The 14471-nt window shown below is 47.6% G+C and carries 15 protein-coding genes; all 15 read left to right on the top strand.

Annotated features, from left to right (window positions below):
• Window positions 1–108 precede the first annotated feature (108 nt).
• Entirely contained in the window at window positions 109–705 is a 597-nt protein-coding gene (locus QZZ36_RS05940) for a guanylate kinase (protein ID WP_295078340.1), read from the top strand.
• A 37-nt stretch (window positions 706–742) separates the two neighbouring features.
• Window positions 743–2269: a nucleoside-diphosphate sugar epimerase/dehydratase gene (locus QZZ36_RS05945; protein ID WP_295078343.1), complete on the top strand. Its 1527-nt coding sequence runs from the start codon at window positions 743–745 to the stop codon at window positions 2267–2269.
• 161 nt (window positions 2270–2430) lie between these two features.
• A complete protein-coding gene (locus QZZ36_RS05950; protein WP_295078346.1) occupies window positions 2431–3354 on the top strand; it encodes a mechanosensitive ion channel domain-containing protein in 924 nt (307 codons plus the stop codon).
• Window positions 3354–4226 carry a metallophosphoesterase gene (locus QZZ36_RS05955; protein WP_295078349.1) on the top strand — a complete coding sequence of 291 codons (873 nt, stop codon included), beginning with the start codon at window positions 3354–3356 and terminating at the stop codon, window positions 4224–4226. The genes QZZ36_RS05950 and QZZ36_RS05955 overlap by 1 nt, the downstream gene beginning before the upstream one ends.
• 5 nt (window positions 4227–4231) lie before the next feature.
• Window positions 4232–5473 (top strand): aminoacetone oxidase family FAD-binding enzyme, encoded by a 1242-nt coding sequence (locus QZZ36_RS05960; protein WP_295078352.1) that lies wholly within the window; start codon window positions 4232–4234, stop codon window positions 5471–5473.
• Complete coding sequence (locus tag QZZ36_RS05965; protein ID WP_295078355.1) at window positions 5470–7062, top strand: FAD-dependent protein; 1593 nt, start codon at window positions 5470–5472, stop codon at window positions 7060–7062. The genes QZZ36_RS05960 and QZZ36_RS05965 overlap by 4 nt, the downstream gene beginning before the upstream one ends.
• Before the next feature lie 7 nt (window positions 7063–7069).
• Complete coding sequence (locus tag QZZ36_RS05970) at window positions 7070–8206, top strand: hypothetical protein (RefSeq protein ID WP_295078358.1); 1137 nt, start codon at window positions 7070–7072, stop codon at window positions 8204–8206.
• Between the two features lie 51 nt (window positions 8207–8257).
• A complete protein-coding gene (locus QZZ36_RS05975) occupies window positions 8258–8521 on the top strand; it encodes a hypothetical protein (protein ID WP_295078361.1) in 264 nt (87 codons plus the stop codon).
• A 10-nt stretch (window positions 8522–8531) separates the two neighbouring features.
• Complete coding sequence (gene rsmA, locus QZZ36_RS05980; RefSeq protein ID WP_295078364.1) at window positions 8532–9386, top strand: 16S rRNA (adenine(1518)-N(6)/adenine(1519)-N(6))-dimethyltransferase RsmA; 855 nt, start codon at window positions 8532–8534, stop codon at window positions 9384–9386.
• Window positions 9386–10075, top strand: a complete 690-nt coding sequence (cobI, locus tag QZZ36_RS05985; protein WP_295078367.1) for a precorrin-2 C(20)-methyltransferase — start codon at window positions 9386–9388, stop codon at window positions 10073–10075. The genes rsmA and cobI overlap by 1 nt, the downstream gene beginning before the upstream one ends.
• 1 nt (window position 10076) lies before the next feature.
• Entirely contained in the window at window positions 10077–11219 is a 1143-nt protein-coding gene (gene cbiD / locus QZZ36_RS05990; protein ID WP_295078370.1) for a cobalt-precorrin-5B (C(1))-methyltransferase CbiD, read from the top strand.
• Window positions 11212–11970 (top strand): precorrin-4 C(11)-methyltransferase, encoded by a 759-nt coding sequence (gene cobM, locus QZZ36_RS05995; protein ID WP_295078373.1) that lies wholly within the window; start codon window positions 11212–11214, stop codon window positions 11968–11970. The genes cbiD and cobM overlap by 8 nt, the downstream gene beginning before the upstream one ends.
• A complete protein-coding gene (locus QZZ36_RS06000) occupies window positions 11967–13007 on the top strand; it encodes a cobalt-precorrin 5A hydrolase (protein WP_295078376.1) in 1041 nt (346 codons plus the stop codon). Before cobM ends, QZZ36_RS06000 begins: the two co-directional genes overlap by 4 nt.
• Entirely contained in the window at window positions 13004–13732 is a 729-nt protein-coding gene (gene cobJ / locus QZZ36_RS06005; RefSeq protein ID WP_295078379.1) for a precorrin-3B C(17)-methyltransferase, read from the top strand. The genes QZZ36_RS06000 and cobJ overlap by 4 nt, the downstream gene beginning before the upstream one ends.
• Window positions 13725–14471 carry a precorrin-6A reductase gene (cobK, locus tag QZZ36_RS06010; protein WP_295078382.1) on the top strand — a complete coding sequence of 249 codons (747 nt, stop codon included), beginning with the start codon at window positions 13725–13727 and terminating at the stop codon, window positions 14469–14471. Before cobJ ends, cobK begins: the two co-directional genes overlap by 8 nt.

Here is a 14471-nt window from a genome sequence, read left to right on the forward strand (position 1 = left end):
AATCGCAAAAAATGGCAAGTTAAGCTCTTGATTTATCCTACATGGTGTGATATAATGTCTTAATGTGGAGTAATCTGCAAAAAATGATTTTATTTGTGGAGCTTTGATATGAATCATATTTTTTATATCATCGGAAAAAGCGCTTCCGGAAAGGATACCCTGTACAGCCGTATCGTTTCGGAACTTGAGCTTTCGCCAGTAGTGCTCTATACTACCCGCCCTGCAAGAAGCAATGAACAGGAGGGTGTGGAGTACCACTTTGTTGATGATGAATGCTTCCGTGAGATGGCAGGGAGCGGGAATGTCATTGAGTCGCGTACATACTCTACCTGTCATGGTGAATGGACATATTTTACCGCTGCTGACAGCATTGCGACAGATAAGGGAGATCTTGCCGGCATCGGTACAGTTGAATCGTTTGTACGCCTGAAAGAATACTGCGGTGAGGGAGCAGTTGTTCCGATATATGTGGAGGTCAGTGATGATGTACGTTTCCTCCGCGCTGTCGAGCGTGAGAAGAGACAGGCGCAGCCAAAGTATGCTGAGCTTTGCAGGAGGTTCCTTGCTGACAACGAGGACTTTTCCGATGAAAAGCTGAAAGAAGCCGGGATAGACAAAAGATTTGACAACAACGGTACTGCTGACGAGTGCTTTTCAGAGATAAAAAAATATATTTCGGAGATCCGTAAGGATTGCACAAAGTAATTTTCTGCATTTAGAAGCGGAAATCGGGAGGTTTATTGTGGAATCAGAGAAGAATTACGACTGCTGCGCGAAAAGAACGATGATAATAGGCGGCGGTGTAGCGGCAACTATGCTTCTGAACGAGATATTCAATGCTCAGAAGTCGCCTTATACCGATGACAAGTTTTCGGCACAGTTCAATCCAGTTTGTATCATCGATAATGATCCTGCCAAGCTTGGCAAGGAGATACTCGGAGTAAAGGTGGTAGGACGGTCTGAAGAGATCGTTAAATACGCCGAGGAATACAAGATAGAACAGCTCATACTTGCCATACCCTCGCTGACATCAGACGAGAGAAAGGCAATAATAGATATATGCAACGAGACAAAGCTGCCCCTTAAAATAGTTCCCTTTATCGGAAACCTCATCCTTGACGATTCGTCTACTCTTCTCGGACAGGTCCGTGATATAAAGGTAGAGGAGCTCCTCGGACGCAATCCGATAAAGTTCGACAATAAGGATATCAAGGAATTCATCGGCGGCAAGATATGTATGGTGACCGGAGGCGGCGGAAGCATCGGTTCGGAGCTTGTCCGTCAGATAGCAAGATATAACCCCAAGCAGATCATAATAGTCGATATCTATGAGAATAACGCTTATGAGATACAGCAGGAGCTTGTTATGGAATACGGCGACGAGCTTGATCTTGTTACGCTTATCGCTTCTGTCCGTGACTATTTCCGCATCAACCAGATCTTCGAGAGATACAAGCCACAGATAGTATTCCATGCGGCTGCTCATAAGCACGTTCCTCTCATGGAATGTTCTCCTATGGAGGCTATAAAGAATAACGTAATAGGTACATTCAATGTAGCTACACTTGCTCAGTTCCATGATGTACAGAAGTTCGTTATGATATCCACCGATAAGGCTGTAAATCCCACAAATGCTATGGGCGCTTCAAAGCGCTGCTGCGAGATGATAGTCCAGTACCTTTCACAGCAGCATGAGGGAACGACAGAGTTCGTAACTACACGTTTCGGCAATGTTCTCGGTTCAAACGGTTCTGTTATACCGCTCTTCAAGAAGCAGATCGAGCAGGGCAAGCCTGTCACGGTAACTCATGAGGATATAATCCGATACTTTATGACTATCCCGGAGGCTGTAAGCCTTGTTATGGAAGCCGCTGCGATCGCTCACGGCGGTGAGATATTCGTTCTTGATATGGGACAGCCGGTCAAGATCGTAACTCTTGCTGAGAATCTTATAAGAATGTACGGCAAGGTGCCTTATAAAGACGTTCCTATCGTATTTACAGGGCTTCGTCCCGGCGAGAAGATAAAGGAAGAGCTCCTTATGATGGAGGAGGGACTTAAAAAGACCTCAAACAAGCTTATCTTTATCGGAAAGCAGATAGATATAGACGAGGATCATTTTGCGTCAAGGCTCAAAAAGCTTCGTGACGCAGCTCAGCTCAACAATGAGGAAGTCGCTATCCACGCTCTGCACGAGATGGTACCGACATTCATCACACCTGAGGAATTCAACCGCAGAGAGGTGGCGCATGAAACTTCGGAAAAATAATAACATACAAAACTGCACTGCGGCATTTGGCTGAAGTGCAGATTTTTTTACAATAATGGAAGATAATATTGACGTTTTTTGCGAAATCTGTTATAATAATTATAAGTATACATATTATAATGCCTGGAATGTATATTACCATTTCTTACGGAGATGATTTTTTGACCGGAACACAGATCATTACAGGAACAAATACTGCGTCGCAGGCTGCGGTTGAAACTTCTGAGACAACCACAGGCGAGCTTATAGGTACAATACACGAATCAGTGGAAAAGACCTCTGGTGTGCTTGCAGAAGGACTTGAATATATAAAAAAGGCTCTTCCGCTTATAATTATGGCTTTGACTATACTGGTCATCGGTATACTGATATCAAAGCTCATAGCGAAGGTAGTCGGAAAAGCTGTATCCAAGTCAAATGTAAACGGAGCAGCAAAGAGCTTTCTTGTATCACTCATAAAAATAATTCTTTACATTGCGGTTGTGATAATGGCGCTGTCTGTGCTTAAAGTGCCTATGTCGTCCATAATAACTATCCTCGGAGCTGCGGGGCTTGCAATTAGCCTTGCACTGCAGAACTGTCTTTCAAACCTCTGCGGCGGATTCATAATACTTTTCACAAAGCCGTTTACTACCGGCGATATAATAGAGCTGGACGGCTCGGTCGGAACAGTAAGGGACATAGGGATATTTTATACCAAGATCAGCACATTTGACGGCAAGACCGTATTCCTGCCAAACGGAAAGGTCACAGACGCAAAGATAGTCAATTATACTGAAACTCCCACAAGACGTATTGATCTTAACTTTAACATAAGCTACGGTTCGGATTTTTACAGGGCAAGGGAAATACTCCTCGGCATTATAAGCTCGGATAAGCTTATTCTTCAGATCCCTGAGCCGGTGGTGAGGATGAGTTCCCATAATAACAGCTCAATAGGCGTCGATGTGCTTGTTTGGGTGAACAACGGCGATTACATTACGGAAAAGTATAATTTGACAGAAGCTGTTAAGGCGGCATTTGATGAAAACGGTATCGAGATACCTTTCAATCAGCTCGATATCCATGTAAAGGACAAGGTTTAATGTCAGAAAAGAAACAGAAAAAAGCAGACGGCAAAAAAACGAAAGATAAAAAGAAAAGGAAGAACATATGGCTCTGGGTACTTGTTATACTTGTGATATGGTGGTTCAATAACTATACTCTCAGAGTAACAAAGGAAGAAATTGTATCCGGCAAGGTGAATGAAACTGTTCGCATCGCTGTTTTAAGCGATCAGCACGCTACACGGTACGGTATCAGCAATAAAACGATTTTCAGCGCTGTTGACAATGCAAAGCCTGATATTGTTTTCATACTGGGTGATATGTACACCAGCGGCAGCGAATGGGAGCTGATGCACAAACCGGTAGATCTTGCGGGAGATATCGTATCAGCGGGTTATCCTGTTTACTGCGTTACCGGCGAACATGATTACGATGACCGCTATGTGGCGGAGCTGAAGAAAGCAGGAGCAAAGGTACTGGATTATTCAGGGGACACTGTAGAGATAAAAGGTAGCAGTTTCCGCATCATAGGCATAGACAACGTATACTACAGCCCGACCTTTGATCTGGGCAATGAGTATGTTCTCGATGACAGCAGCTTCAATATACTTCTCGCCCACATACCAAACTATGAAAAATTTGCGGATTTCGGAGCTGATCTTACACTCTGTGCCGATACACACGGAGAAATGGCACAGTTGCCATTCGGGGCGGGACCGCTTTACTGTTCGGAGAAAGATGTATGGCTTCCAAAGCTTCTTCACAAGGAGCTTGATATATATGACAAAGGTTTTTTTGACTACGACGGCGGAACGATGTTCATAACATCAGGTATAGGTGTTTATCCTGTGCCGGTGCGGTTCAATAACCGTCCGGAAGCAGTCATAATCGATATCAGACCTAAGAGGTGAAAAAAATGAGCAGGATCACGGATATTGCTGTTATAGGCGGAGGCGCTTCCGGACTTGCCGCGGCTGTTGAAGCAAAGAACATAATGCCGCAGGCAAGGGTGGTCATTCTTGAAAAGCTTGACCGTGTAGGCAAAAAGCTTCTCGCAACAGGCAACGGCAGATGCAATCTCAGCAACATCAATATGAGTCCGGAGCATTATCACGGAAGTGTAAGAAATGCAATGAGGATAATAAGCTCCACTCCGTCAGCCAAGGAGTTTTTCGGCAGCCTCGGTGTTGTTTGCTCTGCCGATCCTAAGGGAAGAGTTTACCCTAAAAGCAATACCGCGTCTACGATACTTTCAGCGCTGAGACTTCGTGCCGCCGAAGCAGGAGTAGTTGAGCGATGCGGATTTGAGGCTAATTTTATTGAAAGCGCCCCTGACTGTTTCAGGATATCTTCTGCTTCCGGAGAGAAATATCCCTGCAAGAGAGTTATAGTTGCGGCAGGCGGATATGCAGCACCGCAGTTCGGCACTGACGGAAGCGTGATAAGGCTGCTGCGCAGCAAGGGCTGCCATACAACAAAGATATGTCCTGCAGTTGCTCCTCTCAGAGTACGTCCCGAACTGTTGAAGGGACTTAAAGGTATACGTGCAAAAGGCAGGGTAACAGCTTACTCGGCAGGAAGGTTTCTCAAGGAGGAGGCGGGCGAGATACAGTTCACTGACAGCGCGTTGTCTGGCATCTGCGTTTTCAATATGGCTCATCTTGTTTCTCAGTACGACGGAAAGCTGACTCTCAGGCTTGATCTTGCCGCTGATATGGACACAGAGCAGCTTGTGGGCTATCTCCGTGTTATACAGTATCAGCGCGGAAAGCATACCACAGAGGAACTCCTCACCGGGTTGTTTCCGAGAAATCTTGCACTTTACCTTACAAAGCGATCGCTGGGGCGTTCGCTTACAGATGAAATATCCTCTCTGCGGGATACGGAACTGAGACAGATCGCTCAGCTGATAAAGAATCTTGATTTTGACGTGCTCGGCAGTGCTCCGTGGAAGGAAGCACAGGTCACCTGCGGCGGTATAAGCGGCGACTGCGTTGATGACAGGCTTCAGCTCAGGAGCGAGCGAGGTATATTCCTGTGCGGTGAGATACTTGATGTGGATGGCGACTGCGGCGGTTATAATCTGCAGTGGGCATGGTCGTCGGGAATATTCGCAGGCAGGAACTGCGCCGAATCCCTGAGAGGTGAAATTGTATGATAAGAGTCGGCGGAATAAGAGCAGATCTTGATACCGACTTTTCTGACCTTGTGACATTTTGCGAAAAGAAACTTAAAATAAGCCGTGACAGGCTGATAAGCGTAAAGCTTGGAAAAAAATCAGTGGACGCAAGAAGGAAGAACGATGTTCACTTTCTGATTTCCCTTGATATTGAAGCAAAGGGAGAGGACAAGCTGCTGAAAGTCCTGAAAAACGCTTCAAAGCCTGAGCGCACTGATTATAGAGTCCCGCTTGTGAAAAGAACTGACTACCGCCCTGTTATAGTGGGCTTCGGACCTGCCGGTATGTTTGCAGCGCTTGTGCTCGCAATGGCTGGAGCAGAGCCTATAGTCCTTGAACGCGGCAGTGATATTGATACACGCTGCAGGAAGGTCGAGGAGTTTCAGAGCGGCGGCAGGCTTGATCCCGAATGCAATGTGCAGTTTGGCGAGGGAGGCGCAGGCACCTTTTCTGACGGCAAGCTCACAACAGGCATAAAGGACAGCCGTATAGGCTGGGTCTTTGAAAGGCTTGTTGAGTTCGGCGCTCCTGAGGAGATACTATATCTCGCAAAGCCACATATTGGCACGGACAAGCTCAGGGGAGCTGTAAAGGCTCTTCGCGAAAAAGTGATATCCTTAGGCGGTGAAATAAGGTTCAACGCTAAATTCTGCGGTTTTGATACTGAAAACGGCAGTCTCTCCGCAGTGCGGTATTTGCAGGACGGAGAGATACATACAATAGATACAGGCAGTCTTGTCCTTGCAGCCGGTCACAGTGCAAGAGACGTATTTGAGCTGCTTTACAATGAGAATATCGCCCTTTCACAGAAAAGCTTTTCTGTGGGCGTCAGAGCGGAGCACCTCCGCACTGATATCGACAGGGCGATGTATGGTGACTTTGCAGGACATCCTGCTCTTAAAGCCGCAGACTACAAGCTTGCGGTACATCTTCCCAACGGACGCACTCTGTATACCTTCTGTATGTGTCCGGGGGGATATGTTGTTGCCGCCTCTTCTGAGAAGGGCAGGCTCGCTGTCAACGGCATGAGCTGTTTTGCGCGTGACGCTGAGAATTCAAACAGTGCTCTCCTTGTTAACGCTGACCCTGCCGATTACGGCAGCGACCATCCTCTTGCGGGAATGTATTTCCAGCGTGACCTTGAGGAGAAAGCCTTTATTGCAGGGGGGGGTGATTATCATGCGCCGGCTGCCATGCTGAGGGATTTTATGGACGGACGTGTCAGCGTGAAATGCGGAAAGGTGAGACCGTCATACCGGCCGGGAGTCAGATTCGCTGCTCCTGAAGAATACCTTCCCGGTTTTGTATGCAGTACCCTGAAGCTTGGTATAAAGGAAATGGGGAAGAAGATAAAGGGCTTTGATGACGGTGATACGGTGCTGACCGGTATCGAAAGCAGGAGCAGCTCTCCGGTGCGTATAAACCGCGGAGAAGATATGCAGTCGCTTTCGCTGAATGGCCTTTTCCCATGCGGCGAGGGTGCAGGCTATGCAGGAGGTATAGTTTCTGCGGCGGTCGACGGCATGAAATGCGCCGAGGCTGTTTGCAGAAGAATGGAGGAAAACTGATTTACCAATGAAGATCGTTTATATATCAGGCAACAGTATGTTTCTTTGCAATTCCGGAAAGGTATCGGAGCTTCCGTGCGAAAGAGCTGAAAAGTATACCGATGCCGTAAATGAGATAAACAAGAACAAGGAGTGGAAGCATTCCGGAGCAGGAGCGATGTTCCGTGAAGATCTTGAGCATGATGCAGATGCGTCGAGATCTGTCAGGATAAACGGCGTTTCTGCCGCTGATGATGGTTTCATATACTCTGCCGTTCTTGGAGAAATGGGTGCTATCTACAGGAAAAGCGCTGATTCACCTAAAGCTCCGGAGGGACACATATATACCGGAATGAACAGGGATATCGGTGATATTGCTTATAAAAACGGCAGGATAGCCGCTATACTTGACGGACATCTTGCGATATTCGACGAGCGCGGCGACTACAATGAACTTACGGACGGACATTCCGCAGAGGCATCTCCTTTCTGGTCTGCCACCGACGGCAGATTGTTCTGTTCTACGAGAGGACGTGCGCTGGAGGGCGGAAATGTTTTTTCTGCAAGCTCCATATTGGCAGTCGATGAGGAAGCAGGAAGTATAGACACACTTTTTGCGGAAGAGGGAAATGATCTGCTTGAGCCAAAAAACGACGCAGACGGCAATTATTATTTCATACGTCAGCCGTATAAGCTGCAAAAAAGTGAAAAGGAGCCGGTGTGGAAGTCAGTGCTGCTTTTCCCGGTGAGGCTCATTAAGGCGCTTTTCGGTTTCATAAACGCTTTCAGCGTGCTGTTCGGCGGCGAACCTCTCAGAAAGAGCCAGAGAAAAGGCGATGTCAAATCTAAAACTAAATCGCCCCGTGAGCAGTATATAGAGGACAGATTGCGAGAAGCTGAGAAGAACGAAAAGGAAAACGCTGCTGCCGGCGACAAGAATCCGGGAATATTACCGAGAAGCCGTGTTCTCGTAAGGATAAGTCCAGATGAGACCGAGACCATACTCTGCAAAGGGGTTCTGGATTACACGCTCTGCGGCGAGGGCGTGATATGCTCCAACGGAAAGGAGCTTCTGCTTATCGGCAAAGACGGCAGTGAAAAAGTTATAGCAAAGGCTGAGCTTGCTGAAAAGCTCAGTGTAATAAACGAAAAAAATGTATCCTGAAGCAGAAAGATCGCTTCGGAAAAATCTTTATTTATGAACAGGAGGCTTAATATGAAGATCAATGTTATCGGCGGAGAAATGGACAGACGTGAGATCGACGAGTACATGAAGTACGCGGCGGAAAAGTATACCGGCAGACAGATCGGGCAGATGGATATCATCATTGACGGCGAATTCGTGGATCTGAAGATCTACTTCAAGGACATGGATTTTCAGAGAGCCTACCGTTCTGCGGATTATCTGGTAAATACTATGGAAAAGCTCAATGACGCAAAGCGCAGCGAGTTTTCCGAAAAGGAACGCCACAGTGTTTAAGGAGTAACTGATGAATCTAACCAATATCGGAACTGTCAGGGAGATACTGTCCCGTCACGGCTTCAGCTTTTCAAAGGGGCTGGGACAGAACTTTATTATCAATCCTGACATATGTCCGAAAATAGCAGAAAACGGCAATGCCCGCAAGGGCTTCGGCATACTTGAGATCGGAACCGGGATAGGAGTCCTTACAGCGGAGCTGGCAAAGCGTGCTGACAAGGTCACAGCAGTGGAGATAGATACAAGGCTCCTGCCCATACTTGAAGAAACGCTTGCTGACTTTGACAATGTGAAAATAGTTAACGAGGACGTAATGAAGTGCGATCTGCACAGGCTTATCGACGAAGAATTCAGGGGGCTTCATGTGGCTGTTTGTGCAAATCTGCCCTATTATATTACGTCCCCCGTTATTATGCTGCTCCTTGAGAGCAGACTGCCGATAGAATCAATAACTGTCATGGTGCAGAAGGAAGCCGCACAGCGGCTTTGTGCAAGGGTAGGTTCGCGGGATTCCGGTGCTATAACCGTTGGAGTGAATTACTACGGTACGGTGAAAAAGCTCTTTGACGTATCACGGGGCAGTTTCATGCCGGCACCGAATGTGGATTCTGCGGTTATGAGGATAGATCTGAACAGCGAGCGTCGTCTTGACGGGAAGAGCGAGAAGTTTTTCTTCAGTGTAGTCAAGGCAGGCTTTTCACAAAGGAGAAAAACCCTTGCCAATTCGCTGTCATCAGTAATGGGTATACCTAAAGAAAAGGTATATACAGCACTTAAAGCCATTGGACTGCCGGAAGCGGCACGTATTGAGCAGCTTGATATGGAACAGCTTATAGCCGTATCGGCAGAGCTGATGAATGACTGATGGGGAAGCTTTACGGTGTCAGCGTAGGAGCGGGAGATCCCGGACTTATGACGCTGAAGGCAGTCAGGATCATAGAGAAGTGCAGTGTCATTGCTGTTCCGCGGACAAACGGTGAGAATACTGCCGCTCTGTCCATAGCGGAGCAGGCGGTGGATATATCAGGGAAGAGAAGGCTATTTTTTGATTTCCCCATGACCACAGTTAAGACCGAACTTGAAAGGAATTATTCCGCAGTTTCAGAACGGCTTTGCACCGAGCTTGAAAGCAATGACGTTGCTTTTCTTACGCTTGGGGATATATCGGTTTACTCCACATTCTGCTATATTGCAGAACATATAAGAGGTGCAGGCTTCAATGTAGAGGTATGTGCTGGTGTAACGAGCTTTTCGGCTGCGGCAGCTGCTCTGGCAGAGCCGCTTTGTCTTGGCAGCGAGGAGCTTCATATAATCCCTTACAGCTCCGGCAGTATTGAGAACTCTCTTGAACTCAGCGGAACAAAGGTGATAATGAAAACAGGCAGGCATACACAGGAGCTTATCTCATTGTTACGCAGAAAAGGACTTGCAGAACATACCAAAGCCGTTGTGAACTGCGGATTCCCCGATGAAAGATCATATGCGTCAGTTGAGGATATACCTGAAGCTCCCGGATATTTTACCTTATTTATAATTACTGACAGGGAGAGCTGAAATGAAGCTTGAAGAATATATATACAAGGGTTCACAGAAGCTGCGCTGCGGTTATACCACAGGTTCATGCGCAGCAGCGGCAGCTATGGCAGCAGCGGAAATGCTGCTTACAGGACATGAAGTCCTGTCTGCGGAGCTTATGACTCCTAAAGGCGTAAAGCTGCGCCTTGATATAACTGAGCCTGTGATATGTGAAGAAAGAGCTTCCTGCGCAGTTATAAAGGACAGCGGAGATGACCCTGATATAACCGACGGGATAAGGGTATGCGCTGAGGTCTCGCTTATCACTTCGGGAGTTGTGATAGCAGGCGGCGAGGGCATAGGCAGAGTGACAAAGGCGGGACTTGATCAGCCGGTTGGAGAAGCCGCTATAAATTCAGTCCCCCGTAAAATGATAAGCGGAGCGGTCATGGAGATCGCTGAGAAATACGGCTATTCCGGCGGTTTCAATGTAAGGATATCCGTGCCTGGCGGAGAAGAGATTGCAAAAAAGACCTATAATCCTCGCATGGGTATAGAAGGCGGAATATCTATAATCGGAACGAGCGGCATCGTTGAGCCTATGAGTAATTCAGCACTTATCGAAACTATCCGCATGGAGTCGAATATGAGACGTGCTGAGGGGCAGAGGAATATGCTGCTGACTATAGGCAACTACAGTGAGAGCTTCGTTCAGGAGAAAATGCCCTTCTCGCTGGAGAGGAGCGTTACCTGCAGCAACTTCATCGGTGAGGCAATAGATATCGGCATAGAGCTTGGATTTGAGACAATACTTATCGTTGGTCATATAGGTAAGCTGGTGAAGCTCGGAGCAGGTATAATGAATACCCATTCATCATGTGCTGACGGACGTATGGACGTGCTCGTTACCTGCGGTGTTCTTGCGGGAGCTGATACAGAAACCCTGAAACGGCTGCCCGACTGTGCTACAGTTGACGCGGCAATGGATATACTTGACGAAGCCGGATATCTTGAAAAGACTGCGGAAGTTCTTGAAAAGCGTATGGACTTCTATTTGCAGAACCGTGTAAAGTCTGAAGTCAGGATAGCCGCTCTCGCGTTTTCATATAAGCGTGACCTGCTTGTAAAGACTTCACTTGCTGATGAACTTATTAAGGCGATAACGGAGGAAGAAAATGGTTGATTTTGTCGGAGCAGGCTGCGGAGCTGCCGACCTTATTACACTGAGAGGAAAGCGGCTTCTTGAAAAAGCCGATGTTATAATATATGCGGGCTCTCTGGTAAACCCTGAGCTCCTTGATTATGCCAAGCTTGACTGCGAGATATACAACAGCGCTGTCATGCATCTTGACGAGGTGATAGATGTCATGAAGAACGCCGAAGCGGAGGGAAAGGATACGGTCCGTCTTCACACCGGTGACCCTTCGGTATACGGTGCGATACGCGAACAGATGGACAGGCTTGACGAGCTTCATATCCCATACAGTATCACTCCCGGAGTGAGTTCCTTCTGCGGAGCTGCGGCAGCTCTCAGGGCTGAATACACTCTTCCTGACGTATCACAGACAGTGATACTCACACGTATGGCAGGACGTACTCCTGTTCCGGAAAAGGAGAGAATCGAGAGCCTTGCGGCACATAATGCGACTATGGTCATATTTCTCAGCGCCGGCATGACGGAGGAATTGTCCGCTCGTCTGCTAAGCGGAGGCTACCGCAGCGATACTCCTGCGGCTATCGTATACAAGGCTACATGGAGCGATGAAAAGGTAGTCCGCTGTACAGTCGGCACCCTTGCGAAAGCCGCAAGGGAAAACGGTATCACCAAAACTGCACTAATTACTGTGGGCGGATTCCTCGGAGATGATTATGAGCTCTCAAAGCTCTATGATAAAAAATTTGAAACTGGTTTCAGAAAGGCAGAAGATACATGAATATAGCTGTTTTTTCGGTCACCGAGAACGGCAGGCAGCTCTCTCTCAGAGTAGGCGGGCTGCTTGAATCCGAGCACAGGGTGAGCCGATATTGTTTTCATAAGCATACAGATGATGATTCTGCGGTATTCTGGAATATGGGGAGCATGGTCGGAAGACTTTTCGAGCGCTCCGATGCGTTTATTTTCGTATGTGCCTGCGGCATAGCCGTACGTGCCGTTGCTCCGTTCCTTGGTACAAAGGCGGACGATCCGGCGGTAATAGTTATGGACGACAGCGGAAGATTCGTTATTCCTGTGCTTTCGGGACATATCGGCGGCGCTAACCGGTTAGCCGAGGTAATTGCAGAAGGGCTCTGTTCAACGGCTGTTATCACTACGGCTACAGATTCCGGCGGGCGCTTTTCTCCTGACAGCTTTGCAGTTGCAAACGATCTGATAATCACAGATATGAAAGCTGCTAAGGAGATAGCGGCAGAAGTCCTCGACGATGAAAAAATAGGTTTTTCAAGTGTGTATCAGCATGGAGGACTTCCCTCCGAGCTCACTGAATTCGGTGTATGCAGGACAGGTATCTGTGTGGGCACTGATACCTCCGAGAAGCCATTTCCGGTAACGCTCAATCTTGTACCGAGGAATATAGTTCTTGGTATCGGCTGCAAAAAGGGTACCTCTGCCGATGCGATAAGCGCTGCTGTAAATGAAGTGCTGGAAAAGAATAATATTGATATTCAGAGAATATGTGAAGTATCAACTATTGATATCAAAAAAGAAGAAGAGGGACTTTGCGAGTTCTGTACAAGGTTCGGTTTCGGGATGACAGCTTATACGGCTGATGAGCTTATGAAGGTAAGCGGCGATTTTGAAAGCTCTGAGTTTGTACTTGAAACTACAGGTGCGGATAACGTATGTGAAAGAAGCGCTGTGCTTTGCAGCGGCGGCAAGCTAATTGTAAGAAAGACCGCTGCCGGCGGAGTAACAGTTGCTGTGGCGGAAAAGCCGGTATATCTTGATTTTGAGAGGAAGATGCAGCTATGAAGCTCTATGTTGCAGGTATAGGCTGCGGAAGCAGGGAAGGTATAACTGTTGAAGCTGAGAAAGCTGTACTGTGCAGTGATATCGTTGTGGGATATACTGTCTACATTGAGCAGATAAAGCGCTTCTATCCTGAAAAGGAGTGCCTTTCCACAGGTATGAGACAGGAGCGTGACCGTGTTGAGCTTGCACTGAAAAAAGCCGCGGAAGGCAAAACGGTCGCACTTGTATGCAGCGGCGACAGTCAGCTTTACGGAATGGCGGGACTTGCTCTTGAAATGGCAGCTGATTATCCTGATGTTGACATAGAAATTATCCCTGGCGTAACAGCCGCACTGAGCGGCGGAGCGGTTCTCGGTTCACCGATGACTCATGATTTTGCGGTCATCAGCCTTTCGGATCTGCTCACTCCTATGGAAAAGATAGAACAGAGGTTAAGATGTGCTGCGGAGGGAGATTTTGTGATCGCTCTCTACAATCCGTCCTCTAAAAAACGTGCTGACTACCTGCAAAAAGCCTGTGATATCATTCTTGGATACAGAGCTGCGGGGACTGTATGCGGAATGGTTTCAAACATAGGAAGAGACGGTCAGAAAAGCTGTATACTGACACTGGGAGAGCTGCGTGATACACAGGCGGATATGTTCACCACGGTATTTATCGGCAATTCAGAAACAAAGGTCATTGGCGGAAAAATGGTAACTCCGAGAGGATACCGCAATGTGTAAGGTGCTTATATTCGGCGGTACTACCGAGGGCAGGGAGCTTGCGGAATACTGTGTGCATAACGGTATCGCTGCGGCGGTGTCAGTAGCTACGGGATACGGAGCTGAGCTTCTTCCGAAAGACGAAATGCTTAGTGTATTTACAGGCAGACTTGATTCTGAAGGGATAAAGCGGCTTGTCTCCGGACTTGGCTGTAATGCAGTCGTTGACGCGACCCATCCCTATGCCGAAGAGGTAACAAGGAATATAAGGGCTGCCTGCAGTGAACTTGGAATAGTCTGTTACAGACTGCTTCGCAGCTCTCAGGAAATATCCGGCTGTACAAAGGCTGGTAATATGGACGAGCTTGTGAGTATACTGAACAGTTCTGACAAGGTTATCCTCAGTACCCTCGGAAGCAAGGAGCTTCCTAAGCTTGCGGAGGTCAAGGATCACGGCAGAAGGATATGGGTCAGGGCATTGCCGAATGATGATGTACGAAAGAGCTGTGAAGAGCTTGGGTTCAGCAGAGATAAGCTTATACTTGAAAAGGGCCCTTTCACTGCTGAACAGAATATCGCCCATATAAAACTGAGCGCAGCAGAGGTCCTTGTTACTAAGGAGAGCGGTACGGCAGGAGGCTTCCCGGAAAAGCTTTCGGCGGCAGCAATCTGCGGTGCTGAAGTGATAGTTCTTGAAAGGCCTGATGAAGAGGGCTTTGGTTTTGATGAGATAAAGAAAATACTTGCGGAAATGAGGTGA

It is taken from the genome of Ruminococcus sp. (assembly GCF_016287535.1).
GTDB lineage: Bacteria > Bacillota > Clostridia > Oscillospirales > Ruminococcaceae > Ruminococcus.

Bases quoted from the DNA above. Each gene is read 5' to 3' on its own strand.
- cobM (WP_295078373.1), top strand. From the start codon at position 11,212: ATGGTTGATTTTGTCGGAGCAGGCTGCGGAGCTGCCGACCTTATTACA.
- cobI (WP_295078367.1), top strand. From the start codon at position 9,386: ATGGGGAAGCTTTACGGTGTCAGCGTAGGAGCGGGAGATCCCGGACTT.
- QZZ36_RS06000 (WP_295078376.1), top strand. From the start codon at position 11,967: ATGAATATAGCTGTTTTTTCGGTCACCGAGAACGGCAGGCAGCTCTCT.
- QZZ36_RS05970 (WP_295078358.1), top strand. From the start codon at position 7,070: ATGAAGATCGTTTATATATCAGGCAACAGTATGTTTCTTTGCAATTCC.
- cbiD (WP_295078370.1), top strand. From the start codon at position 10,077: ATGAAGCTTGAAGAATATATATACAAGGGTTCACAGAAGCTGCGCTGC.
- cobJ (WP_295078379.1), top strand. From the start codon at position 13,004: ATGAAGCTCTATGTTGCAGGTATAGGCTGCGGAAGCAGGGAAGGTATA.
- QZZ36_RS05960 (WP_295078352.1), top strand. From the start codon at position 4,232: ATGAGCAGGATCACGGATATTGCTGTTATAGGCGGAGGCGCTTCCGGA.
- QZZ36_RS05965 (WP_295078355.1), top strand. From the start codon at position 5,470: ATGATAAGAGTCGGCGGAATAAGAGCAGATCTTGATACCGACTTTTCT.
- rsmA (WP_295078364.1), top strand. From the start codon at position 8,532: ATGAATCTAACCAATATCGGAACTGTCAGGGAGATACTGTCCCGTCAC.
- QZZ36_RS05975 (WP_295078361.1), top strand. From the start codon at position 8,258: ATGAAGATCAATGTTATCGGCGGAGAAATGGACAGACGTGAGATCGAC.
- QZZ36_RS05955 (WP_295078349.1), top strand. From the start codon at position 3,354: ATGTCAGAAAAGAAACAGAAAAAAGCAGACGGCAAAAAAACGAAAGAT.
- QZZ36_RS05940 (WP_295078340.1), top strand. From the start codon at position 109: ATGAATCATATTTTTTATATCATCGGAAAAAGCGCTTCCGGAAAGGAT.
- cobK (WP_295078382.1), top strand. From the start codon at position 13,725: ATGTGTAAGGTGCTTATATTCGGCGGTACTACCGAGGGCAGGGAGCTT.